This window comes from Halomarina litorea (genome assembly GCF_024227715.1).
Lineage (GTDB): Archaea > Halobacteriota > Halobacteria > Halobacteriales > Haloarculaceae > Halomarina > Halomarina litorea.
The window spans coordinates 60,455-85,008 of record NZ_CP100452.1 but is presented as its reverse complement, the minus strand read 5'-3'; the positions used below and the strand labels follow the sequence as shown (position 1 = coordinate 85,008).

General features: G+C 69.7%; 25 protein-coding genes. 19 read left to right on the top strand and 6 right to left on the bottom strand.

What is annotated here, in order from left to right:
• Positions 1-109: 109 nt before the first annotated feature.
• Positions 110-1,570, bottom strand: coding sequence for an Hvo_1808 family surface protein (locus NKG96_RS20715; protein WP_254538880.1), 1,461 nt, complete (start codon positions 1,568-1,570; stop codon positions 110-112).
• 244 nt (positions 1,571-1,814) lie between these two features.
• Here NKG96_RS20715 and NKG96_RS20710 point away from each other — a divergent pair, with 244 nt between their 5' ends.
• The 13 genes from NKG96_RS20710 to NKG96_RS20650 all read left to right on the top strand — a co-directional run bounded on the left by NKG96_RS20710 (position 1,815) and on the right by NKG96_RS20650 (position 12,412).
• Positions 1,815-4,166 (top strand): bacterio-opsin activator domain-containing protein, encoded by a 2,352-nt coding sequence (locus tag NKG96_RS20710; RefSeq protein ID WP_254538879.1) that lies wholly within the window; start codon positions 1,815-1,817, stop codon positions 4,164-4,166.
• Between the two features lie 84 nt (positions 4,167-4,250).
• Positions 4,251-4,676, top strand: a complete 426-nt coding sequence (locus NKG96_RS20705; RefSeq protein ID WP_254538878.1) for a winged helix-turn-helix transcriptional regulator — start codon at positions 4,251-4,253, stop codon at positions 4,674-4,676.
• Positions 4,677-4,853: 177 nt separating this feature from the next.
• Positions 4,854-5,699: a coiled-coil domain-containing protein gene (locus tag NKG96_RS20700; RefSeq protein WP_254538877.1), complete on the top strand. Its 846-nt coding sequence runs from the start codon at positions 4,854-4,856 to the stop codon at positions 5,697-5,699.
• Between the two features lie 243 nt (positions 5,700-5,942).
• Positions 5,943-6,668, top strand: coding sequence for a DUF4097 family beta strand repeat-containing protein (locus tag NKG96_RS20695; protein ID WP_254538876.1), 726 nt, complete (start codon positions 5,943-5,945; stop codon positions 6,666-6,668).
• Between the two features lie 112 nt (positions 6,669-6,780).
• Positions 6,781-7,170: a winged helix-turn-helix transcriptional regulator gene (locus NKG96_RS20690; protein ID WP_254538875.1), complete on the top strand. Its 390-nt coding sequence runs from the start codon at positions 6,781-6,783 to the stop codon at positions 7,168-7,170.
• Between the two features lie 141 nt (positions 7,171-7,311).
• The gene (locus NKG96_RS20685; protein WP_254538874.1) at positions 7,312-7,686 is read left to right on the top strand and encodes a winged helix-turn-helix transcriptional regulator; all 375 of its coding nucleotides are present in this window, start codon (positions 7,312-7,314) and stop codon (positions 7,684-7,686) included.
• 81 nt (positions 7,687-7,767) lie between these two features.
• Positions 7,768-8,238, top strand: coding sequence for a hypothetical protein (locus NKG96_RS20680; protein WP_254538873.1), 471 nt, complete (start codon positions 7,768-7,770; stop codon positions 8,236-8,238).
• A gap of 226 nt (positions 8,239-8,464) precedes the next feature.
• A complete protein-coding gene (locus NKG96_RS20675) occupies positions 8,465-9,217 on the top strand; it encodes a hypothetical protein (protein WP_254538872.1) in 753 nt (250 codons plus the stop codon).
• A 123-nt stretch (positions 9,218-9,340) separates the two neighbouring features.
• Positions 9,341-9,817, top strand: coding sequence for a hypothetical protein (locus tag NKG96_RS20670; protein ID WP_254538871.1), 477 nt, complete (start codon positions 9,341-9,343; stop codon positions 9,815-9,817).
• Positions 9,814-10,053, top strand: a complete 240-nt coding sequence (locus tag NKG96_RS20665) for a hypothetical protein (protein ID WP_254538870.1) — start codon at positions 9,814-9,816, stop codon at positions 10,051-10,053. Before NKG96_RS20670 ends, NKG96_RS20665 begins: the two co-directional genes overlap by 4 nt.
• Positions 10,054-10,156: 103 nt before the next feature.
• The gene (locus tag NKG96_RS20660) at positions 10,157-11,284 is read left to right on the top strand and encodes a DUF63 family protein (RefSeq protein WP_254538869.1); all 1,128 of its coding nucleotides are present in this window, start codon (positions 10,157-10,159) and stop codon (positions 11,282-11,284) included.
• A gap of 109 nt (positions 11,285-11,393) precedes the next feature.
• Positions 11,394-12,041, top strand: a complete 648-nt coding sequence (locus NKG96_RS20655) for a hypothetical protein (RefSeq protein WP_254538868.1) — start codon at positions 11,394-11,396, stop codon at positions 12,039-12,041.
• A gap of 128 nt (positions 12,042-12,169) precedes the next feature.
• Entirely contained in the window at positions 12,170-12,412 is a 243-nt protein-coding gene (locus NKG96_RS20650; protein ID WP_254538867.1) for a DUF7123 family protein, read from the top strand.
• Positions 12,413-12,639: 227 nt separating this feature from the next.
• Here NKG96_RS20650 and NKG96_RS20645 read toward each other — a convergent pair whose 3' ends face one another.
• A complete protein-coding gene (locus tag NKG96_RS20645; protein ID WP_256558129.1) occupies positions 12,640-13,488 on the bottom strand; it encodes a DUF63 family protein in 849 nt (282 codons plus the stop codon).
• Positions 13,489-14,017: 529 nt separating this feature from the next.
• Here NKG96_RS20645 and tatA point away from each other — a divergent pair.
• Positions 14,018-14,344: a twin-arginine translocase TatA/TatE family subunit gene (tatA, locus tag NKG96_RS20640; RefSeq protein WP_254538865.1), complete on the top strand. Its 327-nt coding sequence runs from the start codon at positions 14,018-14,020 to the stop codon at positions 14,342-14,344.
• A 299-nt stretch (positions 14,345-14,643) separates the two neighbouring features.
• Here tatA and NKG96_RS20635 read toward each other — a convergent pair whose 3' ends face one another.
• Positions 14,644-14,811 (bottom strand): DUF7331 family protein, encoded by a 168-nt coding sequence (locus NKG96_RS20635; RefSeq protein WP_254538864.1) that lies wholly within the window; start codon positions 14,809-14,811, stop codon positions 14,644-14,646.
• 341 nt (positions 14,812-15,152) lie between these two features.
• Here NKG96_RS20635 and NKG96_RS20630 point away from each other — a divergent pair, with 341 nt between their 5' ends.
• On the top strand, positions 15,153-16,175 hold the full coding sequence (locus NKG96_RS20630; RefSeq protein WP_254538863.1) for a transcription initiation factor IIB: 1,023 nt from the start codon (positions 15,153-15,155) through the stop codon (positions 16,173-16,175).
• A 728-nt stretch (positions 16,176-16,903) separates the two neighbouring features.
• The gene (locus NKG96_RS20625; RefSeq protein ID WP_254538862.1) at positions 16,904-17,068 is read left to right on the top strand and encodes a hypothetical protein; all 165 of its coding nucleotides are present in this window, start codon (positions 16,904-16,906) and stop codon (positions 17,066-17,068) included.
• Between the two features lie 24 nt (positions 17,069-17,092).
• On the opposite strand, the gene NKG96_RS20620 is transcribed toward NKG96_RS20625, so the two are convergent.
• Both NKG96_RS20620 and NKG96_RS20615 read right to left on the bottom strand, forming a co-directional pair.
• Entirely contained in the window at positions 17,093-18,022 is a 930-nt protein-coding gene (locus tag NKG96_RS20620) for a glycosyltransferase (RefSeq protein WP_254538861.1), read from the bottom strand.
• 289 nt (positions 18,023-18,311) lie between these two features.
• Positions 18,312-20,375, bottom strand: coding sequence for a bacterio-opsin activator domain-containing protein (locus NKG96_RS20615; RefSeq protein WP_254538860.1), 2,064 nt, complete (start codon positions 20,373-20,375; stop codon positions 18,312-18,314).
• An 89-nt stretch (positions 20,376-20,464) separates the two neighbouring features.
• Here NKG96_RS20615 and msrA point away from each other — a divergent pair, with 89 nt between their 5' ends.
• Positions 20,465-21,019, top strand: coding sequence for a peptide-methionine (S)-S-oxide reductase MsrA (gene msrA, locus NKG96_RS20610; RefSeq protein WP_254538859.1), 555 nt, complete (start codon positions 20,465-20,467; stop codon positions 21,017-21,019).
• 82 nt (positions 21,020-21,101) lie between these two features.
• Complete coding sequence (locus tag NKG96_RS20605) at positions 21,102-21,512, top strand: DUF5518 domain-containing protein (protein ID WP_254538858.1); 411 nt, start codon at positions 21,102-21,104, stop codon at positions 21,510-21,512.
• Positions 21,513-21,520: 8 nt separating this feature from the next.
• Here NKG96_RS20605 and NKG96_RS20600 read toward each other — a convergent pair whose 3' ends face one another.
• Positions 21,521-21,688, bottom strand: a complete 168-nt coding sequence (locus NKG96_RS20600; RefSeq protein ID WP_438267458.1) for a hypothetical protein — start codon at positions 21,686-21,688, stop codon at positions 21,521-21,523.
• 165 nt (positions 21,689-21,853) lie between these two features.
• On the opposite strand from NKG96_RS20600, the gene NKG96_RS20595 reads away from it, so the two are divergent.
• Positions 21,854-24,451, top strand: a complete 2,598-nt coding sequence (locus tag NKG96_RS20595; RefSeq protein ID WP_254538857.1) for a heavy metal translocating P-type ATPase — start codon at positions 21,854-21,856, stop codon at positions 24,449-24,451.
• The last annotated feature ends 103 nt before the right edge of the window (positions 24,452-24,554 follow it).

Sequence of the window (24,554 nt, the reverse complement as noted above, 5' to 3'; positions counted from 1 at the left end):
TGTTAACCACTCGCGAACCGACGTGTAACCTCCCGACGCGGGGACCGGTCGGTACCCGCACGGTCGGTCCGCCGGTGGGGAGGGACCGCCCGCGGACGGGGTGGGGTCGTCACCGCGCGAGGTCGGGGCGGACGTCGTCGAGGGACTCAACCGTCGGACCGTTGACGACGGTGACGGTCCGCCCGTCCCAGACGACGCGGAAGGCGTCGGCGAACGGGCCGTCCTCGATTACCCACGTCGTCCCGTCGAACTGGACGGCGCGGTGTTCCGCCAGCACCGACAGGTAGGCGTCGCGGAACTCGATGGCGTCGCTGACGCTGTGCCACTTGGTCTGCCAGACGTAGCCGTGCTCGCCGCCGGCCGGGTTCCGGTAGGGGACGACCACGTCGCCGGCCCACCCGTCGGAGGGGGTGGTCGTGTAGTTGTAGCGGTCGTAGCGCGCGCTCACGTCGAACAGCGCCCGGTCGTCCACCACGGGGGCGCCGTAGGCCCGCGCCTGGTACCAGAACATGACCGCGATGGACGCCTCGCCCGCGCTGTCGGTCCCGTTCTTCCCGGCGTCGAAGCGCTCCCACCCGTTCCGGGCCGTGTCCGTGTAGCCGACCGGCTCCGGCGCGGGCGCGCTCGGGTCGATGATTTGGGCGGTGGCGGCCGGCGGCGCGGCGTACCGGGCGTCGACCGCCTCCCACCCACCGAACTGGACGAGGGCGTCGACGAAGACGGGACCGTCGGAGTACGGCTGGAGGACGGTGTACAGCAACCCGTCGTTCGGTCGGGTGCCGTCGGCCGTCCCGCTCGCCTGCGTGCCGACGCACTCCCACTGGCCACAGCGCGCGAGGTACTGGTACATCAGGTAGTTCGCCTCTCCCTCCAGCAGGCCGTCGACGGCGAGTTGCTGGTCCTGTGTCGCCCCCTGCAGGTCGGCGCGTTCGAGGTCGAAGTGCTGGTCCTGCAGGGCGTGGACGAGTTCGTGGACCAGCGTGCCCGTCGGGATGGCGGGGTTCGCGTCGGAGGTGACGACGACCAGGTCGCCGGTCTCGGGGTCGTAATAGCCGAAGACGTTCGACCCGAAGAGGACGGCGAACTCCTCGGTCACGTCGCGGTCCTCGCCGACGACGAACAGCGCCTCCCACACCTGGTCGTTCCAGACGCGTTCGGCCTCGGTCACGTTCGTCCACTCTGCGACGGTCCGGCGGTGGTTCTCGCGGCTGACGACGCGGACGCCGACCGGTTCGAGGAACTCCAGCCCCCGGAGCAGTTCGATGCGCGCCATCGCCCGCGAGACGTAGGCGTCGAGTTCCGCTGCCGAGAGGCCGTCCGACTGGTCGACGTCGATGCTGGCGTTGTACCAGTAGCCGTTCTCCCAGCCCAGCGGGTCGAACGCCGACTCGTTGTCCCGTCCGGGCGTCTCCGACCCGTTCGTCGCGTCCGGGTCGGCCGACGTCGCCGTCACCGGCCCGTCCGGTACTGTCGTGCCGTCCTGTCCGATTCCATCGCCCGGTTCGACGGGTGCGGCACAGGCCGCGAGCACCACGACGAGGGCGAGGCTCAGCGCGAGGGTCGGGTTCACGTGCTCTGGAAGGCGGCGCGCCCGCATAAGGGTTCTATGGGGGGTTACCGACCGGTTCCCGTCCGACGGAGCCTCGCCCCGCGGGCGTCCCCGGCGACGCACACCGTCCTCCACCCCCTCGCCGGCACGGACTCTCCGGGCGGGGTGTGACTCACGCCGTGAATGATGTTCACGATACACTTAGGTGGCTGTCGTCCCTTCGGAAACACAGTGCTGTCGCGCCCCGGGGCGCTGGTGACTCCCGATGACGACTTACGCAGACCCGCCGATAATCGACGAGGACCTCGTCCGAGCAGTGGGGGCCGACGCCGTCGCGGGCGTCCTCGTCGTCGCCGACGGCGTCGTCGTCGACGGGACCGACCGGGCCGCCGCCGTGTTGGGATACGACCCCGGCGCGCTCGTGGGAACCGCCGTCGACCGCCTCTTCCCCGACACGCTCGGTGCGACGCCCCTCGAATCCGGCGACAGACGGATGCGGACGCTCGACGCGGTCGGTGCCGACGGCTCGGCCAGGCCCGTCGCGCTCCGCACCGCGCCGGTCGACCACGAGGGCGAGCGACTGCTGACCGCGGTGGTCATCCCCGTCGAGCGTCCCCCCGAGTACGCCTACCTCCGGCGGACCTTCGAGTACGGGAACGACGCCGTCCTCGTCGTCGACATCGAGGCCGACCGCGTCCGCGAGTGCAACCCCCGCGCCTGCGACCTCTTCGGGTACGGGCGCGAGGCGTTGCTCGCGTGCGCCCCGTCACAGCTCTTCCCCGGGGAGGACGAGTCGTTCCGGGCGTTCGTCCGGTCGGTCTCCGAGGAGGGTGCCGGCTGGACGGGCGAACTCCACTCCCGGCACGCCGACGGCCGGTCGGTCCCCGTGGAGGTGACGGGGACGACGCTCGACCTCGGGGGTCGCCCCCACCTGCTCGTCGTCGTCCACGACGTCTCCCAGCGCTCGACGACCGAACGGCGCCTCGTCGCGCTGTACGACCTCACCGGCGAACTGCTCCGGGCGCGGACGCCCACCGCCGTCGCCCGCCTCGGGTCGCGCTTCGCCGCCCGGCACCTCGGGTTCGAGCGGAACACCGTTCGGCTCCACGACGAGGAGACGGACTACCTGACGGTGGTGGCGACGACCGGGGACGGAGCGCCCGACGACCGGGTGCCGGCGGACGACACCACGCCCCTCGGGCGGGCGTACGCCACGAGGCAGACGATCGTCGAACACCGCGACGGGGCCCGGCAGGTCCACGTCCCCCTCGGCGACTACGGGGTGTTCAGCGTCGCCCTCGCCGTCCCGGACGAGACGGCCCTCACGCTGCGCCTCGCGGAACTGACGGGGACGACGCTCGTCTCCGCGTTCGACGCCGCCCGCCGGGAGGACCTGCTGTGCCGCCGCGAGGAACAGGTCCGCCGGACCCGCGAGTCGCTGGACCGACTCGGTCGGGCGAACGCGCTCGTCCGGGACATCGTCCAGGCCGTCGTCGCCGCCCCCACCCGCGCGGACATCGAGCAGTCGGTCTGTGATCGCCTCGTCGCCTCCGACCTGTACGCGGATGCGTGCATCCTCGGTCGGGCCGCCGACGGCGCGGCCACCCCGCGGGCGAGCGCGGGCACGTCGACGGACCTGTTCGACGTGGTCGTCGCCCTCGACGGGAGCGACGGCACGCCCGTCGTCGAACGGCTCTACGACGGCGAGCACTGGGTGGCCCGCTGGCTCCGCGACGACCCGACGCTCCCTCCCGGCGCGCGCCCGGCCGTCGCCGCCGGCTGCCGCGCGCTCGCCGCGGTGCCGGTCGCCCACGGGAGCGTCGTCTACGGGGCGCTCCTCGTGAGTGCGCCCCGGCTCTCGGCGTTCGGCGAGGAGGAACTGGCGAGCGTGCGCGCCCTCGGCGAACTCGTCGGGTTCGCCGTCACGGCGGCCGCGATGACGCTCGTCCCCGACGCGCCCACCATCGAACTGGAGTTCCGCGCGACGGACCGGGAGCTCTTCTTCATCCAGCTCTGCGACGCGCTGGACTGCGAGTGCGAACTCGTCTGGGCCGGCCCCACGGTCGACGGGCGGTTCATCCGGTACGTCGCCGTCGAGGGAGCGCCGCCCGAGGCGGTGTCCGCGTTCGCGGCTGAGTCGCCGAACGTCGAACGCCACCGGGTCGTCAGCGGTCACGAGAACGGCGGCCTCTTCGAGTTCGTCGTGACGGCCTCGAAGCTCCACACGCTCCTCGAACTCGGCGCGAGCATCCGGTCGGTGACCGCCCGCCCGGGCGAGAGCCGCATCGTCGTCGAGGTGCCCGCCGGGACGGACGTGCGCGCGCTGGTCGACACCTACCGCGCGCGCCACGACGACGTCCAGTTGGTCCGCAAACAGCACGTCGTCCCGACGGCCTCGCTCTCGGGCGTCGTGACGGCGTCGGCGCTCGGGTCGCTCACGGAGCGCCAGCGGACGGTCCTCCAGTCGGCGTACTTCGGCGGCTACTACGAGTGGCCGCGGGCGAGTACCGCCGAGGAGATCGCCGCCGTCATCGGCATCTCGCCGTCGACGTTCCACGAACACCTGCGGAAGGCCCACCACCACCTGCTGGAGGCGCTGTTCGAGGGCTCAGAGTGAGGTAACTCCGGGGGAACCGCCGTGGTTCGGGTCCGGGTTATCCCCCTTGTAGCCCCTACCTGTAGATAATCCAGGGTGTGACCGATGCCAGCAAAACACGACCGTTTCGACGGAGCGATAGCCGACGAGCATCTACTGTACGAGTTCGAACAGACGCTCGCGACCGTAGCGAAGATTGTGGGTCGGAAGTGGAACCCCGTCATCGTCTACGTCCTCCTCACGCAGGGCCCACTGGGGTACGCCACGTTGCAGGAGCGAATCGAGGGGCTCTCGAGCAAGGTGCTCTCCGAGAGCCTCCTCAACCTCGAGGAGAACGGCCTCGTCGACCGGGCCATCGTCAGCGAGAAGCCCTTCCGGGTGGAGTACTCGCTGACCGAGCGAGGACACTCGCTTCAGGGCGTTACCGGGTCGATGCTCGCATGGGGCCTCGAGTGGCTCGACGTACCCGTCGGCGAGGAGGCCGTCGAGGAGTACACCGAACCGCCGTTCGCGCTCGAACTCGCCAAGTGACCCGGCCCGATTCCGTCGACGGCCCCTTTTCGTCGGTCGTGCGCTCGCGGCGACCGCTAGGTTACCTCGCCGAAACCGACCAACCGCGACGTATTCGGCGAGGCTGACCTGTGTTCCGGCTGAACCCTCCAGAACCCACGAAGAAGTCTCAATACCTCGCTTGCGCTAGAGGCCGTGATGGCACTAGACACGCAAGCGCAACCAGCCGCGGGACCGCGTCGGGTGTTCCTGAAACTCCTCGCGGTCACCGGCGCGGTGCTGGCGCTCCCGGGGACCTTACGGGGCGGACCGCTCGCCCAGACGGACGACGACGAGGACGACGGCCGCTCCACGTCCGAACGCGAGGCGGCCCGGGCCACCCTCCGCGAGGTGCTGGCCGACCTCAAGACGGCGGAGGCGCCGCTCCGACGCGCCGAACTGGCGCTACAGGCCGCCGCCGAGGACGCCGATGAGACCGAGGACGTCGTCGAGGAGGCCGAGGAGAAACTGTTCGAGGCCGAGATAGCTATCCTCGAAGCGCTCGAGGCGCTGGACGACGCCCGCACCGGCGCCGACATCGACACCATCCTCGAGGAACTGAGGGAGGGCATGGAGGCCGCCGAGGACGCCGTCTCCGGACTCGACTCCGCGCGCACGAGCGTCGAGGGACTGAACGCCGACCTCGGGGGGAGCCTCGACACGGCCGAGTCGGAACTCGGGCTGGCCGGGGCGGCTCTGTTCGACGTCGACCGAACGGTTCAGCGGGCCTTCGACGAGGAACTGACGCGCGACGAACGCACCGCGGTGCGGGCCGCCTCGCGCGCCCAGCGGACGGCCGGCCGGAGCGTCGAGCGACTACTGGACACCGTCGAGGAGGTGCGCGGCCGCCTCGATATCGAGGAACTGGAGGACGCCGAGGCACTCGTCGAGGAGGCGGTCGAACTCGTCGACGACGCCGTCGACCAGGTCGAGGACCTCCGGGGGGTCGCGACGACGCCGTCCGCGACGCCCACCGAACCCCAGACCGAGTCCCCCGGCCCGTAACACCGACATCGACGCCCGCCCCGGTGGCCAGCGGTGACACCGTCTCGACTAACTATCTCAAATTTGATTGTTCTCTCGCGCTCGGAGCCTCCGCGTCCGACCTCGGACGTAACCGACGTACGTGAAGGTAACCGCGGCACGGTTGCGTAACGCCCGGAGGGGTACGGAAGGGCATTACGTTACGGTTCACAGATACTTATTCCGTCGCCCTCCCTCGTTCAGCGTGGAGGTACAACCAACCCCATGAACATCTCTAAGCGACAGTACATCAAGGCAGCCGGCGTCTCGCTGGCCGCCCTCTCGCTGGGCGTCGGCGGGACCATCAGCGCGGGGAACTTCAGCCCGGCCGTTGCCGGTCCGCAGGCCCCCGGCGCCGTGGCGGGTCCCGCCACCGGCCCCGCACAGACGGGCAGCGGTAGCGACCGCCTCGACTACGAGCGCGACGAGAACGGCAACCTCGAGTTCGACTTCGAGGGCGTCTCCTTCGAGACCGACGACGGCGACATCGACCTCGACGACGTCGATGCGGGCGTCAGTCTCGAGACGACCGACGGCGACGTCGAACTGACCGTCAGCGACGGCGACGTCGAGGTCAGCCTCGAGATGAGCGACGGTGACGTCGAGGTCATGGTCGAAGTCGGCGGCGAGATGGTCGACTTCGAACGCAACGACACCGGCGACATCGAGTTCGAAGCCGAGGGCAACTCCGAGACCTTCGAGGACGACGACCGCGAGATCGAGTACAAGGGCGACGCCATCCAGTTCGAGTACGACGACAACACGAACGAACTGGACGTCTCCGGCGACGTCAAGATCGAACACGAGGCCAACGGCGAGACCGACTTCGAGTACGCCGACGACAACGTCTCCATCGACTACGACGGCACCGAACTCGAGTACGTCGGCGAGACCGTCTCCCTCGAGTGGAACGACGGCGCCGAGACCGACTTCGAGGCACGCCGCGTCTGATATCGTCGGACCCCGCCCGGCGTCCCCCGCTCGACTGCACGCGAGCGGGGGAGCCTCGCCCCGCCTATCGGGGCGCGGTTGGCCGGGCCCCCGACGATAAACGAGGTGACCAATGAACTCAGAGCGACTCGAAGTGTGGTGTGCGGGACAGCAGTGGTGTCCCGTCACCGCCACCGCCGCCATCATCGGCAAGAAGTGGCGGCCAGTCATCATCCATCGGCTACTCGAACACGGGGGCCTCGGCTTCTCTGCGTTGCAAAGCGAAGTCGACGGCATCTCGAGCAAGGTGCTCTCGGAGAACCTCGAGTACCTCGAGGAACTCCACCTCGTGGACCGGGCCATCGTCAGCGAGCGCCCGTTCCGCGTCGAGTACACCCTGTCGGACCAGGGCAAGTCCCTGCGGCCCATCATCGCGGCGATGGGCAACTGGGGGATGCAACACCTCTCCCCACCCGAGGGACAGCCGGTCTACCAGGAAGTCGTGTCGTCGACCGACGACTGACCCGGACGGTCCGTCCGGCGTCGTTCCGTCGACGTGCGAATCTCATTTGTGTGTCACGTGTTACCAAACGTTTATCGCTCCGCTCTCCCTACCGAAGGCCATGAGGAAGGCATCGCACGTGACGAGACGGTGGTTCGGTCCATGACCGTCGAACAGGTCACCGACGAGTGGTGTCCGATCACCGCGACCGCCGCCGTCATCGGCAAAAAGTGGCGACCGGTCATCATCCATCGGCTACTCGAACACGGGACGCTCGGCTTCTCGGCGCTACAGAACGAGATTGACGGTATCTCGAGCAAGGTGCTCTCGGAGAACCTGGAGGGACTCGAGGAACTCGACCTCGTGGATCGGGCCATCGTCAGCGAGAAGCCCTTCCGAGTGGAGTACTCGCTGACCGACCACGGGAAGTCCCTGCGGCCCATCATCGCGGCGATGGGCAACTGGGGGCTGCAACACCTCTCCCCGCCCGAGGAGATCCCGGTCTACGGGGACGCGATCGTTCTCGTCGACGACTGACCCGCGGGTCGGTATCCTCCGACCTGTGAGTATGGTATTGGTTAGCGAACGCTTATCGCCGCGCTTCTCGTATCGCCGACTATGGGGGAAGGAGAGTCCGCTCCACGAGAACGAGACGACAGTCCGACAGTACGGCCGGGTCGCGTGCGTCGGCTGCTGGCCGCCGCGACGCTCGGTAGCGTCCTCGGACTCCGTCTCGCCGACACGGCGGCGGCCGACGCCCACGACGGCCGCTCCGCCGCCTCGTTCACCCGCGAGGAGCGACGACGGCTCGTGACCGACCGACTCCGGTTCCACCGGGGCCGTCGTCCCCGCCGGGGGACGGTCGAGGTCCGCCTGCGCTCGCAGGACGGCCAGTTGCTCCGGTTCGACCGCGACGGCAAGGCGGTCACGCTCACCGAGGGCGGCGTCGTCGTCACCGCGAACGGGGGGGACGTGGACGTGAACACCGACGGCAGCGGCTGTCGGATCGAGGCGTTCGACACCGACGTCGACGGCGGCACCGACCGCATCGATCTCGGGTCCTGCGGGGTGGTCGAAATCGTCCGCTGACCGGTCCACCGACGGGTTCCTGCTCCGGCGGGACGCTCTCGAGTAGCTGCACTACGTTTGGTCACCCCATCTGCTCGGGAGACTGAAACCGGGTCCGTCGCGGACCGACCGACGACTCGCTCGCTTTCGGGACGGTAAGCCCCCCACCGACCCGAAAGAGCGTTACTGGTCCGTTCAATGTCGCTTATGACCGTCTCTCCTAGTGTATGATACGAGGTACACAGCAATGGCGAAGTTCTCACGACGGCAGTGTCTCAAGGCGGCGGGCGTCTCGCTCGCGGCCATCTCGCTTGGTGCCGGCGGCACCATCGTCGCACAGCAGGCCGCCATCGAGCCGGGCGTCGGCCCGGGCGCGGTGGGTGGACCACAGGGTCCCGGATCCGTCGACCTCGGCCCCGACGGGGCGCGCACTTCGGTCGACATCGGCGGCGGTGGCGGGGCCGGGAGCGGTCCCGGTTCGGTCGCCGCCCCGAGCGGCGGGGCCGGTCCGAACGCGGTCGCCGGAGGCGACGTCTCTGGGCAGGCCGTCAGGAGCGGTGACCGCCTCGACTACGAGCGCGACGACGACCGCAACATCGAGTTCGACTACGGCGACCTGAGCTTCGAGACGAACAACGGCGACCAGGACGTCGAACTCGCCATCACGGACGGCGACGTCCGCCTCGACTTCGAGTCCGACAACGGTGGCGACGACCTCGAAGTCACGCTCGACATCGGGTCGGAGTCCATCGACCTCGAAGCCGACGGCGCGGACATCGAACTCGACGCGGTGGGCGACACCGAGTCCTTCGAGGACGACGACGGCGAGATCGAGTACAAGGGCCAGGACATCCAGCTCGAGTGGGACGACGAGAACAAGGAACTCGACATCACGGGCGAGATTCGCTTGGAGTGGAAATCCGACGAACTCGAGTTCCGCGGCACGGGCGTCCAGCTCGAGTGGGAGGCCGACGGTGACTTCGAGGCCCGCCGCCTCTGAGCCCGCGGTCCGACACCCCCGCTGACGCGTCGACGAACGGTACACCGACGAACGGCACGTCGACGGACGGCACGTCGACGAACGCCCGCCCGACCGGCGGGCGACACTTCCGACCATGACGACATGACGGCGACAGGCAGGCGGATCGTACTCGAACCGACGGCGACGCGGACCGACCGCGACGGGGTCTCCCTCGTGAAGTCGCTCGTCCGTGGACCGGACGGTCCGACCTTCCGTCTCCGGCTTGAGTCGTCGCGTCCGGACCCCGTCGCGGTCCGCGTCCAGGACCGGTTTCCGGCGTTGGTCGACCCCGAGACGGTGACGCTCGGCGGACGGACGGACGGGTGGACCCGCTACCCGGGTGCCTACGCGGAGTTCCTCTGCTGGCTCGAACCGGGCGGAACGGTCACGACGGGCTACACCCTGACCGACGGCGACGTGGACACCGTCAGGGGATTCATGCACACGCCGACGCTCCGGGTGGCGACGGCCGCCGCCCTTGGCGCGCCCGGTCCCGACTCGTCCGCCCCCTCACCGCCCGAGAACCATCGGGAGACGAGGACGCGGACCCGCCGGACGCCGCCGCACCCACCGAGGTGACCAGTGGGTTTCGAGACGAGCGCCCGGTAGCGGCACTCGGCGCGGACGCGCCGCCCGACGAGACGGACCCGCGGGTCTGTCTCGGTCCGCTCGAGCGCCTGCACGCCGCACTCGTCGGTGTCGAACCCCTCACACTGCCTGCCGACGCGCCCGCCGCCCCGAGCGACGGGGACGGCCCGAATCAGCGAGACCTCTCGTCCGACCGGGCCGCCGACTCGGCCGAGTCGGCCCCGTGAGACGCCCCCACCTATCGTCCCCTCTCCTCCTTACCGCGTGGTGACTACCGTCCGGTAGGTCACTCCCCAGAGAACGTATGAAGGTCGGTGCGCCATCTACCGTATGGCAACGTTGCAACATCGAGTCGACCCGCTACAGGCGTGGCTGGGGACGCTCGCCGGGCTGGTAGCGCTGCTCTCGGGCGGCATGTTGGTCTCGCGGGGGCTGCTGTACGACGGGTTCCTCTGGCCGCACCTCCTCGGCCCGCTGTACGCCGAGGCGTACGCCGCCGAGTGCGCGACGCTCCAGGGAGGCGTCGTCTCGGTCCACCACGAGGGCTGTGCGACGGCCACCGGCCTCGTCGCCCTCCCCGGCGCGACGCTCCTCGGGACGGCGGTGACCACCCTCGTGCTCGCGTTCCTCCTGCTGGGGTTCCTGTCGCTCTCCCTGCGTCGTGACCTCGGCAGCGGACGGCGCTTCTTCTACGCGCTGGTCCCGTTCGTCCTGCTGGCGGGCGTGGTGCTCACGCTCCGCGACGTGAGCGCCACCTACCCGCGCGGGCTGGCGGACACGGTCGGCTACCCGACCAACCTCCTGCTCGCGGGGCCGATGCTCACCCTCACGCTCGCGCTCCTCGCGCTTCTCGCCCTCGTGGGGAGCGTCCTGCTGGTCGACTGGGGGGTGAGCGACCGCTACGAGCGTCCCCTGCTGTTCGCCGGACTGGCGGCCCTCGGCCTCGCGCTCGGACGCTTCGTCGTCGCGGCCACCAGTACGCCTGACCTCGGGGCCTACCCGGCGGTTCCACTCGTCGTCCTCGGAGGGGCGTCGCTGCTCGCGGTGGTCCTCTGGACGGCCCTCGCGCGGCTGTTCCCGCACGTCCTCGCGGGCACCAGCGCGGCCGGACTGGTCGTCCTCTGGGGGTTCGCGGTCAACGGCGTGGCGAGCGTCGTCGGAATCGACTGGGCGGTCGCGCTCGGCCTGCCGACGGCCTACGAGGCGACCAACCCGCTCTACCAGGTGCTCGTCGACCTCTCGCGGGCAGCGCTCCCCGCGTCGGTCGTGCAGTGGGCGGGAGCGGCCCTCCCCGTGTTGCTCGTGCAGGTCGCCGTCGCCCTCGCCGTCGTCTGGATGTTCGACGACCGGGTGGTCAGCGCGGTCCCCCGACTCTCGAACGCCCTGTTGCTCGCCGTCCTCGGGTTCGTCCTCGTCCCCGGCGTGCGGACGCTCCTCTGGATGAGCGTCGGCCTCTGAGGCCCGGTCGCCGCGACGGGACCTCACGACGGCGCGGCCCCACCGACTCGTAAGACGGTTACAGCCCGGTTCGCTCCTGCTTATGGGCCGATAGGTCATACGATACGTGATGACGAGACACGAGCTCCTCGGCAGCGTCGGTGCCATGCTCGTCGTGTTGCTCGCGGCCACCATCGCGCTGGCCGGCGTGCTCACCGCGACCGCACCGCTCCGGGCCGACGCCGTCGCCGGCGGGGCCCCGTCCACGGGTGACAGCGTGGTCGGTCCCGACCAGACGGCCGAGCTCGTCGAATCGCATCCCGACCGCCTCGCTCGCGTCGACCGACTGGTCGACGACTACAACGACCACCTTGACGGCGCGAGCGAGCGCATCCGCGACCGGTTCGCGGACGACCCGGCGACGGCCGCCGCCGTCGGCGCCGCGTTCGACCTCGTGCGCGGCCGACTGGCCGACCAGCGAATCGAGGTACGCGTGGCGACGGGCGACGGCGACGCGGTGTTCGTCGCCACGACCGACGAGGAGGCCCGCGTGACGGGCTACGAACTCGGCGAGGGCGACGGCAGCGCCGGCCTCCGAATCCGGACTGACGAGGCGACGATTCGCGACATCCGAAACGCCGCCGACGGGCCGGCGGCTGTCGTCGAGGCGTACCGCTCCGGGGCCATCCGCATCGAGGGCGACGGCTTCGAGGCCGTCGCCCTCGACAGGACGGTTCGGTTCGCCCTCGACACCGCCTGCGGCCTCGGCCTCTGCTGAGACCGCTGAGGCCGTCCGGGCTCACGGCGGCGACCGACGACTGGCGACCGGCCACCCCCTCGGCGAGACCGACCGACGACCCACGCGGCGCCGACAGACGCCGCGGCGATAGACCACCCAGAACGACGATGAGCACGACCACGACCCACACCGAGAAACAGCAACGCATCCTGAGCTACCTCCGGGAACACGCCCAGACCCGGTCGTACTTCAAGTCCCGACAGATCGGCGAGGCCCTCGGCCTCTCGCCGAAGGAGGTCGGCGCGAACATCACGGCCGTCCTCGCCAACGGGGGCGAGACCGACCTCGCCATCGAGAAGTGGGGGTACTCCTCCAGTACGACGTGGAAGGTCACGCTCTCGATGAACTGATTCGACGACCGACGACCGACGACCCGCCCCGACGACCACCCGCGACCCGCGTTCTCCGACCGTCCCGCTCCCGAGCGAGCGCTCCCGGCCGACGATGGCTCCCTCGACTCCGGGCCGGTCGGACGCGCGTCCGCGGTCCGCGTGCGACCGGCGTGCGGTTCCTGGCTTCCGACGCGGGTGACGCCGATAGCGTGCCGTCGCTCGCTGGTGGTCGTGTGCGGTGCGCCTCAGAGGATGGCGTACAGGAGGAGGTTCTGGAAGCCGGGACCGAGTCCGGCCGTCGCCGCGACCCCCAGGAGGAGGTACTTCTGCGCGGGGCGGTGGAGGTGGTCCGCGACGGTCCAGACGATGGCGACGGCCATCGCGAGTTTGAGGAGCGTGAACAGCCAGCCGACGCCGAGGAGGTCGGCGGTCGGCAGGAGGCCCGCGAGGTCGAGGACGGCCCGCGACAGCGGGGTCTGCTCCGACAGCCCGAGGACGTCGATGCCGACCATCGTGGTGATGCTGTCGAGCACCTGCCCGAAGACCACGAGTGCGCCGAGGACGCCCGTCCGCCCGGTTATCGCGGGGTGGTACAGCGCGAGGACCGCCCACACGGTCGCCGTGACGACGGTCGTCAGCGCGACGCTGGTGACCGTCCAGAACAGTTCGACCGCCCCGCCGTCGAGGGCGACGCTGACGCCGACGATGGGCGAGACGGCCAGCAGGCCGAGGATGCCCATCGCGCCCGCGGGCGACCACCCGCGGGAGTCGACCAGTCCGAGCAGGAACGCCAGCCAGAGCAGGGCGGCGACGTCGAGCGTCACCAGGTAGACGAGCGGCGGCCGGAGCACCGAGGTGAGCGTCGGCGAGAGCGCGGCGGTCCGTCCGAACAGCGCCAGCCCGGCGGCGACGCCGACCCACGGGACGAACGCCACGACGGTGGCCTCGTTCACGGCGGGACGGAGGGCAGCCAGTGCGACCAGGAGGAGTCCCGTCACGCCCAGTATCAGGAGGAGGTGAAACGGAAACGTGGGCGCCGTACCAGGGGTGCCCGACTGGAGCACGAGATGTGCCAGAGACGCGTACTTGTACATGGTTCGCGTTGCCTTCTGCGGAGCACCGACGCCACAGGTGGCGGGGCGTCGACGGGTCCGCTGGTCGGACGACGGTGCCACGGGCGCGACGGTCGCGCCCGGTGCACGTCTCCGTTTCAATGACGAGTAGACCGCGTGGCCTAATAACCCCCCCTCTAACGCGAACGTAACTCCATTACGTACTCTCGGTTCGACACGTCGTTACCCCGCCGAGGGTGCATTACACGGGCGATAGAGCGCCAGTTAAGCCCAACCGGCACACAGGTACGGGTGAGCCCACGACCACCGACGCTTGCCACATCTGTCACCCACCCACCTCTTCTCGTGGGCTCCGTTGCTCCGACCGCGCGGCCGGTGCTGCTCCGTTCGGCCGTCGAGACGGGACCCGTCGCGTACCCCTCGTCTCCGCAGCGACGGTCGGGTCGCTCTCTCTCACGTACACGCGGGAGCTTCCCGGCGTACGCGGCGAATACGCCCTCGTGAGGGGGTAGAAAGGCTATATTGGGCGAGTGGCAATATACCAGTAGCTATGTTCAGAGCAGTCATCGCACAGTTCGCGCCCATCCCCGGTGGCATGGAGTTGCTCATCATCCTGTTCATCATCCTGCTGCTGTTCGGCGCGAACAAGGTTCCCAAGCTCGCCCGGTCCGCCGGGCAGGCGATGGGCGAGTACCAGAAGGGGAGACAGACCGTCGAGGAGGAACTGGCCGAGATGCGCACCGGCGCGGTGGGGACCGAGGACGACGTGGAGTTCGACGCCGAGACCGTCGAGGGCGAGGACGACCCGGACCTCGACATCGACATGGAGACCACCGACGACCAATCGAGCACACTCGACAAGGAGTCGGCGGCGTAGCCCGACCCCCGTCCGTCGCCTCTCCCTTCTTCGGTGCTGTCACGGTGCCGCCGGCGCGGGCTTCCGCTCCCGACTTCGCTCTCGTTCCCGCCTCCCCTCCATCCTTGCCCCCGTCCTCGTTCCCCCGACCTGCACCCCGACGCTACGCACTCCGCCACCGGGACCGTACGGTGGCCGGTACGTTCGGCGGTCGAGTGATCCCGCGTCAGTCACGACACGGGGACCGACGTGAGGAGGGAGGAAGGTACGACGGGTCGGGGACCGTCGAAGGGGGAGGAGGGGTCGGCGAACGGGATACGTCAGGCGGCGTCGGAGAGCACGACGGAGGCGCTCGAGACGATCCACGCCCGGTGGTTCCGGGAGTCGTAGAGGAGGACCCGTCCACCGGTGAGCGTCAAGGCGACGTCCTGGTCCGAGGTCGGCTCGTCCTCGCGGTGCAGGTCGGGCGGGTGGTGCGTGTAGGTCATCAGTCGTCCTAGAGCGCGGTGCAGCGGATGGACCATCGCTCTGCAGGTGCCAGTAGCGCCCCTACAGCGTTAACTGTTAACTAACAGCACGGTTACGACGGTACCACGGGGTACGTCGGTATCAGCCGGCGCGACGACCGGGGAGCGACTCGACGAATCGGGCCTACCGCCGAGTAGGGGACTTACCACTCCTCAACGTGTCGACCCACACGTTACCGTCCTACTGGACAGTTAGCTTACAATTATTAGCTTACCCCGCCAACTCCGGGATAGCGGTGACCGACTCGCGGGTGACCTTCGTTCCGGTTCGGAGCGACCCCCGGCCACCGGAGGTGACTCCAATGAGCGAAACGCAGTACCAGGCTGACGTCGACCGACGCGACGCGGACAGCGCGGACGAACGAGCGGCGGAACCTGTCGGGGGTTCGGCCGAGAAAGCGGGGCCGGAGGGCGACCGGGGGTCCAGTCGGAACTGCCCCGAGTGCGGCGGGCTTCTCGTCCCGGACACGACGCACGGCGAGACGGTCTGCGCCGAGTGCGGACTGGTCGTCGCGGAGCGTGCAGTCGACTACGGTCCGGAGTGGCGCGCGTACAACGCCGCCGAGGACCACGCGCGCAACCGCGGCGGCGCGCCGACGACGCCCCTCAGACACGACAAGGGGCTGACGACGACCATCGACTGGCAGAACAAGGACGCCTACGGGCGGGCGCTCTCGCCCCAGCAGTACCGCCACGTCCAGCGACTCCGGACGTGGGACGAGCGGTTCGTCGTCCGCAACAACAAGGAACGGAACCTGAAGCAGGCGCTCGCCGAAATCGACCGCATGGCGAGTTCCCTCTCGTTGCCCCGCGACGTCCGCGAGACGGCGGGCGTCATCTATCGCCGGGCGCTCGAGGAGAGCCTCCTGCCGGGGCGGTCCATCGAGGCCATCGCGACCAGCGCGCTGTACGCCGCCGCCCGGCAGGCCGGCACGCCCCGCTCCATCAGCGAGGTGACGGAGGTGAGCCGGGTGGACGAACTGGAGTTCAAGCGGGCGTACCGCTACCTCGTCCGCGAACTCGGTCTCGCGGTCCAGCTGGCCGACCCGCGCAACTACGTCCGCCGGTTCGTCTCCGACCTCGACCTCTCGCCGGACACGGAGCGGGTCGCGAAGGAACTGCTCGACGTGGGCGACGAACACCACCTGCTCGACGGGCGCAGTCCCGTCGCGCTGGCGGCCGCCGCCGTCTACGCCGCCGCCTCGCTCGCCGACGAGGGCGTCACACAGGCGCAGGTCAGCCGCGTCGCCGACGTGAGCGACGTGACCATCCGCACCCGCTACAAGGAACTGCTCCGGGCGGCCGAACACGTCCCGTCGCCGTAACTCCCCCTCCTCCCCCTTCTCGCGCTCTTCTCCCTCCTCCCCTTTCCCCCCGCGCACGGCGGCCGAACCCTCACGTACGCGGACCGCCCACCGTTCGTACGAGTCGTTGACACGCTCCGCGTGTCGCCGTCGGTGCCGTCGCCGGACTCCTGACGGCGCGCTTCTCGCGACGGTACTCGAACTATTCGACGAGCTGACACTTGGGCCGGCCTCGGCGCGAGATGTGACGTCGCGGTCCGTCCCGTCGGCGGTGTCGTCGACCTCACCGTCGCCACGTTCGCCCTGTCGCACTGATGACGTTCCCCGGCCGCGTTCGCCGTCCGCGCCACGAGCTCAGACCGCCGCAGTCGACTCCTCTCCGCCCCGACTGTTTGATTGGTATAACTGGTCATACTGGATAGTTATACTGATTAGTCAAACTAGATGGTTCGACTGGCTGTGCTCGCCGGTCGGGCGGACCGGTCCGTGCCACTGTCGCGTCGGTCGGGAGAGGTATCTCCGGCCCACTGTGGACTCGCAGGCAGGAGTTGTATGAGAGGAACGTCGCTAGCCTCGCCCGTCGGGACGTGGGACCCGACGGCTATCACGCAGTACGGCCCGGCAGTGTGGCCCCCGGGCCCGAACGCGCTTTCGCCGCTGCGTCGACGACTCGACGGTCCCCGGAGCGCACTCCGGGTCGTCCGGGCCGATACGTCTTTGTGGTGTCGTAGTGTCGTCGTTCGGTAGTTATGGCTCCGAGCGACGAGGCCGGCGGTGCCGGTCCCGGTCCCGACGGGGGCGCCGACGAACCGCCCGAGGTCGTCGCCCGGTTCCTCCGAGAGGGCCTTGCGCGGTGGGGTCGCGGGGCGCTCCGCAGGCTCGCCGGTCTCACGCGAGCACTCCTCGGCCGGTAGTCGGCGCGCCTCACCGACCGCCGCTCACTGCGAGACGTCCCGGTAGACCTCCCGCAGGCGTTCGACGGTCCGTTCGAGTCGGAGGTCGGCGATCTGTTCGCGCCCGTTCGAGCGCTCGCCGCGCTCCAGGACGTCGACCATCGCGTCGACCAGTTCCTCGTCGGTGTCACAGACGGCCGAGGGCCTGACGCCCTCCAGCCGTCGGGCCACGTCGCCCACGTCCGTCGAGACGACCGGGAGGTTGCACGCGAGGGCCTCCTTGACGGAGTTGGGCATCCCCTCGTACCGCGACGTCAGCAGGAGTGCGTCGGACGCGTTGTGGTAGCGCGCGACCTTGTCGTGGGTGATACCCTGGACGACCTGGAGGTAGACCGACTCCTCGACCCGGTCGTCGACGGCGCTGATGACACGCTCGGCCCGCGGGTAGTCCTTGACCTCGCGGCGGGGCGAGTAGGGGAACAGGACGTGGTGGGCGTCGGGGTCCCACCCGAGGTGCTCGCGCTCTTCGGCCTGTGGCCGGGGTTTGAACTTCTCGAAGTCGATGCCGTGCGGGATGACGACGCAGTCCCCACCCAGGTCCTCGCGCATCTTCTCGGACATCACGACTACGGCGTCGCAGCGTCGGGCGGCCCGTCGGACCGCCCAGCCGAAGTTGCCGTAGAGGTCCGTCCCCCAGAGCGAACAGACGACGGGGAGCGAACTGGGCTGTGCGAGGGCGATGGGCGCGAGGAGGCCGTAGTTCGCGTGGATGAGGTCGTAGTCCCCGTTCCGGATGGTGTGGCGGAGCACGGTCCCCCAGAGGTGGACGTAGTTGGATATCGAGCGCTGCCCGCTCGGGTTGTACTTGCCCGGCACCGAGAGGACCGTCGACTTCACGCCCTGCCGCTCGAGTTCGGGGAGTTGTTGTTGCAACAGCGGCGTTCCCGTAGAGGAGACGAGATTGAGTACGTGCATGGTAGAGAGTGGTCGATTACTGTGGTATAGTTTGTTCTTCGACGCAATAAGCAGTTCGCCAACGTGACTGTCTGTCTGCCGTGTCGTACGCGGGGGCGGGATCGGTTGGGGTGGCCGACCGACGGACGGCGCGATGCCGCTCGAAGCACTTTGGTTTACTGGACTACACCGGAGTGCGCTCTCTGACAGGAGAGAACGGCCCGCCGAACACTCTCGCCACCGAAATCGGACGACTACGAGCGAATACAGCGTATGTCGCTATACAATCGCCCGCCGAGTCGCCGCTGGCTCAGTCGTCGCTCGCCAGCAGCGCGGCCAGTATCTTGCGCTCGCCGGTCCGGAGGTGCTGGTGGAACGTCGCGGGCGAGACGCCCATCGAGGACGCGAGTTCCTCGCCCGTGCTGTCGCGCGGCCACTCGAAGAACCCGCCGTAGAAGGCGGCCTCGACGGTCGCTCGCTGTCGGTCCGTGAGGCCGTCGAGGAGCGTGGTGGGGAGGTCGGTGCCCGCGTCCTCGCGCTGTGCGGTCCGGCGCTGGGCGATGACCTCCGCGTCGGGGTACGACTGCTGGACCCCGTCGACCAGCGTGTGGACGTCCGCCCCGTGCGGGAGGTGGACCGTCAGCCGGTAGGTGCTCCCGTCGAGACGCGCCGACTCGACGCGCCCCCCGTGTGCGGCGACGGTGGAGACGACCGGCGGTTCGGAGAGGTGGAGTTCGAAGCGCGTCTCGGCGCCGCGGTCGCTCAGCACCTCCAGTGACTGCCACTCGGGCTGTCGGTCCGCCACCGCGCGCAGCGTCTCTATGCCCGCGTCGTCGGCTCCGCCGTAGAGAAGGTAGTCGTCGACGCCGACCGAGACCGTCCGGTCGAACCGCACCATCCCCGCCTCCCCGCGACGGTCGGCCTCCGGGAACGCGCTCCGGACCTCGAACTCCACCTCGACGACGTCCTCGCTCATCAGCGACTCCTTGCGCTGGGTGGCCGTGATGGCGTGGCCCACCAGTTCCCCGAGTTGCTCGACCATCTGCAGTTCCTGGTCGCGGAAGGCGTCTGGCCGCGCGGAGTAGACGTTCAGCACCCCGTACACCGTCCCCTCGTCGGTGATGGGGACCGCCGCCCAGCACTCGACCCCGTGGCGCTCGGCCCGCGCCTCCCAAGAGCCCCCGTCCGACCCGAACCCCCCGACGCGGCCGACCTGCACCGTCCCCGTCTGCACCGCCCGTCCGAGCGGTGTGTTGTCGACGTCCTCCCCGTAGGTGAGGTCGGCGGCGTCGAGGTAGTCGCCGGCCCCGACCGTCGCGCGCGGGGCTACCTGTCCTCGAGTCTGGTCGACGCCGCCGACCCACGCGAACCGGTAGGCGTCGGCCTCGGCGAGGCCCCGACAGGCGACGGTCTCCAGTTCCTCGCGGGTCGACTGGTCGACGACGGCGGCCGTCACCTCGCGGACGACGCCGCCGAGTTCGTCGAGCACGGCCAACTGGTCGAGGTGGTGCTTCCGGTCGAGTTCGTGGCTCACCCAGTCACTGAGGAGTTCGACGAACGTCACCTCCCAGTCGCTGAAGGGTTCGACCCGCGGTTCCGTATCGTAGAAGCAGAACGTCCCGTACAGGTCGCCGTCGCGATACACCGGCGCGCCGAGGTAGCAGGAGACCCCCCACTTGCGGTTCCCCTCGCGGGCCGCCAGGTCCGGGGCGTCCCCCTCGATGTCGTCGAGGACGAGCGACTGGCCGCTCGAGACGACGCGCTCGCAGTTCGTCACGTCGAGCGGGATGCGCTCGCCGGGCTGGACGTCGGTGCCGTCCGGCACGGCGATGGCCTCGAAGACGTACTCGTCGTCCCGGACGCGCGAGAGCGTCGCGTACCTCGTCCCGACGGCTTCCCGGACCACCTCCAGCAGCGCGTCGACCTTCTCCTCGAACGTCCGGTCGTTCCCCGCGAGGACCTCGTAGGCGCGGCGGAGGGCGCGCTCGCGGCCCTCCAGTCGGTTCTCCCGGCGGACGCGGTCGGTGACGTCGCGCAGGTACACCGAGAGGCCGGTCTCGGAGGGGTACGCGCGCATCTCGACCCAGCTATCGAGCGGCGCGTAGTACTCCTCGAAGGAGACGGGTTCCTGCGTCGCCATCGCCCGTTCGTGGGCGTCCCGGACCGTGGAGTCCGTCGCCTCGGGGAACGCCTCCCAGACGACCTCCCCGAGTAGTTCCTCCCCGTCGCGTCCGAAGATGTGCTCGGCACGCTCGTTGAGGTACGTAAAGCGCCCCTCCCCGTCGAGCGCGAAGACGGCGTCGGTGACACGTTCGAGGACGTCCGTCGTCGACTTGTCGTGGAAGGGAGCGCCCGTTCCCGCCTGTTCAGCCATTGGAACTCGGAATGTGACCGAGGTACATAGTGGTGTTCCTCGCCCGACTCGTCGCGGGAGTTTAGCGTCTGGGGGTCCTACGGCCGACGATGACGACCACCGACTCCGAGACGCGCGCCACGTTCGCGGGCGGCTGCTTCTGGTGTACCGAGGCCGCCTTCGAGGAACTGGAGGGCGTCTCCGACGTGACCTCCGGCTACTGCGGCGGGCACGTCGAGGACCCCACCTACGAGGCGGTCTGTCGCGGCGAGACGGGCCACGCCGAGGCCATCCAGTTCCGCTACGACCCCGACGTCATCGGCTACGAGGAACTGCTCGCCGTGTTCTTCACGGTCCACGACCCCACCCAACTGAATCGGCAGGGGCCGGACGTGGGCACGCAGTACCGCTCCGCGATATTCTACCACGACGAGGACCAGCGGGAACTCGCGGAGTCGTTCATCGAGGAACTGGAGGCCGAGGATACCTACGGCGACCCCATCGTCACCGAGGTGAACGAACTGGAGACGTTCTACGAGGCCGAGGAGTACCACCAGAACTACTACGAGAAGAACCCCGGCGACGCCTACTGCCAGTTCAACGCCGACCCGAAGATTCGGAAGGTGAAAGAGAAGTTCGCCGACAAGGTCAAACAGGAGGCCTGACTCCAGCGCGGTCGTCGGTTCGCCGTTCCGCCGCTCCGCCGGTACGCCGGTTTATCCCCTCGGACGGCCTTCGAGTAGTACGATGACCGAGACGACCGGCACGCAAACAGCCACGGGACCGCGCGGCGGTCTCCTCCTCCACGCCCTCGTCGGCGCGGTGGTGATGTTCCTCCTCTCGCTGCTCCCGCTCTCACCCGTGCTGGGCGGGGCGGCGGCCGGCTACCTCCACCGCCGCGACGGCCTCACGGTCGGGGCGCTCGCGGGCCTCGTCGCGACGCTCCCCGTCGTGGCCGTCGTGACGTTCGTCGCCTCGCTCCTCCTCATCGTCCCCGAGGGCGGCGTCGTCGGCGCGCTCGTCGGCTTGGGCGCGCTGGGCGTCGTCCTGCTGGTGGTGGTCGGCCTCTACACCGCCGGCCTCGGCGCGCTGGGGGGCTACCTCGGCGTCCTCCTCTTCGAGCGTCGGGCCCGCGACCCTCCGGCGACTCGCTACTGAGCGCCGGGCTACTGAACCTCGATTCTCCTCCCGCGTTCCCGACCGGCCCGTTCGGCGCGTTCGACCAGTCGCTCGACGCGCTCGCCCGTGTCGGGGTGGGTCGCCAGCCAGCGCTGCAGGCGGCTCTCCTCGTCGGGGACGATCAGCGGGGCGAACAGGCCCCATCCGGGCGTCATAGCGCGTTCGATGCGCCGCAGGGCGAGGGCGAGGGGGTCGCCCGTCGCCCCTCGTTCGCACCCCTCCGAATTGTGAAACGAGATGAGAAATTTTGTTAAGGAGTCGTATCCACGACCGGGTTCGTAGCAGTCGGATTAATACACTCGGAGCGCTAGCTTCGACGTATGAGCGATGGTTCGGGGACGGGACGAACGCGTGACGGCGGTCGAGCGGGGGGCCGCGAGGTGCGCCTCTCGGTCCCCTCGATGGACTGCCCGTCGTGCGCGTCGAAGGTCGAGCGGAGCGTCCGGTCGCTGGAGGGCATCCACGCCGTCGCGCCACGCCCGACGACGGGCACGCTCTCGGTCACCTTCGACCCCGACCTGACCGACGAGGCGGCGGTTCGCGAACGGGTACGGAAGGCGGGCTACGACATCGCGGACGACTCGGGGGGTGAGACGGCGGCCCGGACCGACCGGTTCGAGGTGCCCGACATGGACTGCGCCTCCTGTGCCGGGAAGGTCGAGAACGCCCTCTCCGGCGTCGAGGGGGTCACGGGATACGAGACGCGCCCGACGACCGGGAGCGTCGAGGTGACCTACACGGGCGACCGGGCGAGCGTCGTCTCGGCCGTCGAGCGCGCCGGCTACGAGGTAGTCGGGAGCGACGGGGCTGACGCGGACGACGGGGGCCACGGCCACTCGCACGCCCCTGCGCAGGGGAGCGTCTGGCGCTCCACGCGGGCGACGAAGACGTGGGCGAGCGGGCTGTTCGTCGGCGCAGGGCTGGTCGTGGAGTTCCTCCTGCCCCCGCTGAACGCCCTCGTGGCGACGCTCCTCGGCCACGAGTTCCTGCTGGCGGACCTGCTGTTCGTCGTGGGCGTCGTCCTCGGCGGGCAGGCCATCGTCCGCAACGGCTACTACTCGCTGCGGAACCTGAACCTCGACATCGACCTGCTGATGGGCGCGGCCATCATCGGAGCACTGGCCGCGAGTCTGGGCTTCGGCGCGTCGCTGTACTTCGAGGCCGGGACGCTCGCCTTCCTGTTCAGCGTCGCCGAGTTGCTCGAACGCTACTCGATGGACCGCGCGCGAAACTCCCTGCGGGAACTGATGGAACTCTCGCCGGACGAGGCGACGGTCCGGCGCGACGAGCGGGAAGTCACGGTGCCCGTCGACGACGTGGCCGTGGGCGAAGTCGTCCTCGTCCGCCCCGGCGAGAAGATCCCCATGGACGGCGTCGTCGTGGCGGGCGAGAGTGCGGTCAACCAGTCTCCCATCACCGGCGAGTCCGTCCCCGTCGACAAGACGGAGGGCGACGAGGTGTACGCCGGGACGGTCAACGAGGGCGGCTACCTCGAAGTCGAGGTGACCGCGAGCGCGGGCGACCGGACCATCGCGCGCATCGTCGAGATGGTCGAGGACGCCCAGCGCGAGAAGACCGACCGCGAACAGTTCGTCGAGCGCTTCGCGGGCTACTACACGCCGATAGTCGTCGCGGCGGCGCTCCTGGTCGCCGCCGTCCCGCCACTCGCCTTCGGCCTGCCGTGGGAGACGTGGTTCGTCCGCGGTCTCACCCTGATCGTCCTCGCCTGCCCGTGTGCGTTCGTCATCTCGACGCCCGTCTCCGTGGTGTCGGGCGTCACCAGTGCCGCGAAGAACGGCGTCCTCATCAAGGGCGGCACGCACCTCGAGACGATGGGCGCGGTGGACGCCGTCGCCTTCGACAAGACGGGGACGCTGACGCGGGGCGAACTCGTCGTCACCGACGTCGTCGCCCTCAACGGGCACAGCGAGGCGGACGTCCTCCGGTGTGCGCGGGGGCTGGAGACGCGGAGTGAACACCCCATCGGCGAGGCCATCGTGAACCACGCGGAGGACGCCGCAGTCGGTGACCGCGACGTCGACGACTTCGAGAGCATCACCGGGAAGGGGGTGCGCGCGACGCTCGACGGGCGACTCCACTACGCCGGCAAACCCGCGCTGTTCGAGGACCTCGGGTTCGACCTCTCGCACGTCCACGCCGCGATGGAGGGCGGCGAGGTGACGACGACCAGCCGCGACCTCTGTGCGCGCAACGACTGCCTCGACCTGCTGGAGGAGACGGTGCCGCGCCTCCAGTCGGAGGGCAAGACGGTGGTGCTCGTCGGGACGGACGAGGAACTGGAGGGGGTCATCGCCGTCGCAGACGACGTGCGCCCCGCGGCCCGTGAGACGGTCGCACGCCTGCGCGAAGCGGGCGTCCACGTCGCGATGCTCACCGGCGACAACGAGCGGACCGCCCGCGCCATCGCCGAGGAAGTGGGCGTCGACGACTTCCGCGCCGAACTCCTCCCCGAGCAGAAGGTGGAGGCCGTCGAGGCCCTCCGCGCCGAGTACGGGACGGTGGCGATGGTCGGCGACGGCATCAACGACGCGCCCGCCCTCGCCACCGCGGACGTGGGTATCGCCATGGGCGCGGCGGGCACCGACGCCGCCCTCGAGACGGCGGACATCGCGCTGATGGGCGACGACGTGGCGAAACTACCGTACCTCTACGACCTCTCGTCGCGGGCTAACGGCGTCATCCGGCAGAACGTCTGGGTCAGCCTCGGCGCGAAGGCCGCACTCGCGCTCGCCGTCCCGTTCGGCTACGTCCCCATCTGGGCGGCCGTCCTGCTGGGCGACGCCGGGATGACCCTGCTCGTGACCGGCAACGCGATGCGCCTCTCGCGGGTCAGGCCCACCACCACCGACACTGGAACCGACGGGGTCGCCGCCGGGACCCCGACCACCGCCGACTGACGGACGGTACTCGCTCTCGCGACCGCACGCATTTGATCCCGTGAAACTCTCTACGCGACGAAGTACGCGAACGTGTGGACAGGACTACACACCTAGCCGCTCC

Bases quoted from the DNA above. Each gene is read 5' to 3' on its own strand.
- NKG96_RS20710 (WP_254538879.1), top strand. From the start codon at position 1,815: ATGACGACTTACGCAGACCCGCCGATAATCGACGAGGACCTCGTCCGA.
- NKG96_RS20705 (WP_254538878.1), top strand. From the start codon at position 4,251: ATGCCAGCAAAACACGACCGTTTCGACGGAGCGATAGCCGACGAGCAT.
- NKG96_RS20700 (WP_254538877.1), top strand. From the start codon at position 4,854: ATGGCACTAGACACGCAAGCGCAACCAGCCGCGGGACCGCGTCGGGTG.
- NKG96_RS20695 (WP_254538876.1), top strand. From the start codon at position 5,943: ATGAACATCTCTAAGCGACAGTACATCAAGGCAGCCGGCGTCTCGCTG.
- NKG96_RS20690 (WP_254538875.1), top strand. From the start codon at position 6,781: ATGAACTCAGAGCGACTCGAAGTGTGGTGTGCGGGACAGCAGTGGTGT.
- NKG96_RS20685 (WP_254538874.1), top strand. From the start codon at position 7,312: ATGACCGTCGAACAGGTCACCGACGAGTGGTGTCCGATCACCGCGACC.
- NKG96_RS20680 (WP_254538873.1), top strand. From the start codon at position 7,768: ATGGGGGAAGGAGAGTCCGCTCCACGAGAACGAGACGACAGTCCGACA.
- NKG96_RS20675 (WP_254538872.1), top strand. From the start codon at position 8,465: ATGGCGAAGTTCTCACGACGGCAGTGTCTCAAGGCGGCGGGCGTCTCG.
- NKG96_RS20670 (WP_254538871.1), top strand. From the start codon at position 9,341: ATGACGGCGACAGGCAGGCGGATCGTACTCGAACCGACGGCGACGCGG.
- NKG96_RS20660 (WP_254538869.1), top strand. From the start codon at position 10,157: ATGGCAACGTTGCAACATCGAGTCGACCCGCTACAGGCGTGGCTGGGG.
- NKG96_RS20655 (WP_254538868.1), top strand. From the start codon at position 11,394: ATGACGAGACACGAGCTCCTCGGCAGCGTCGGTGCCATGCTCGTCGTG.
- NKG96_RS20650 (WP_254538867.1), top strand. From the start codon at position 12,170: ATGAGCACGACCACGACCCACACCGAGAAACAGCAACGCATCCTGAGC.
- NKG96_RS20645 (WP_256558129.1), bottom strand. From the start codon at position 13,488: ATGTACAAGTACGCGTCTCTGGCACATCTCGTGCTCCAGTCGGGCACC.
- tatA (WP_254538865.1), top strand. From the start codon at position 14,018: ATGTTCAGAGCAGTCATCGCACAGTTCGCGCCCATCCCCGGTGGCATG.
- NKG96_RS20635 (WP_254538864.1), bottom strand. From the start codon at position 14,811: ATGACCTACACGCACCACCCGCCCGACCTGCACCGCGAGGACGAGCCG.
- NKG96_RS20630 (WP_254538863.1), top strand. From the start codon at position 15,153: ATGAGCGAAACGCAGTACCAGGCTGACGTCGACCGACGCGACGCGGAC.
- NKG96_RS20625 (WP_254538862.1), top strand. From the start codon at position 16,904: ATGGCTCCGAGCGACGAGGCCGGCGGTGCCGGTCCCGGTCCCGACGGG.
- NKG96_RS20620 (WP_254538861.1), bottom strand. From the start codon at position 18,022: ATGCACGTACTCAATCTCGTCTCCTCTACGGGAACGCCGCTGTTGCAA.
- NKG96_RS20615 (WP_254538860.1), bottom strand. From the start codon at position 20,375: ATGGCTGAACAGGCGGGAACGGGCGCTCCCTTCCACGACAAGTCGACG.
- msrA (WP_254538859.1), top strand. From the start codon at position 20,465: ATGACGACCACCGACTCCGAGACGCGCGCCACGTTCGCGGGCGGCTGC.
- NKG96_RS20605 (WP_254538858.1), top strand. From the start codon at position 21,102: ATGACCGAGACGACCGGCACGCAAACAGCCACGGGACCGCGCGGCGGT.
- NKG96_RS20600 (WP_438267458.1), bottom strand. From the start codon at position 21,688: ATGACGCCCGGATGGGGCCTGTTCGCCCCGCTGATCGTCCCCGACGAG.
- NKG96_RS20595 (WP_254538857.1), top strand. From the start codon at position 21,854: ATGAGCGATGGTTCGGGGACGGGACGAACGCGTGACGGCGGTCGAGCG.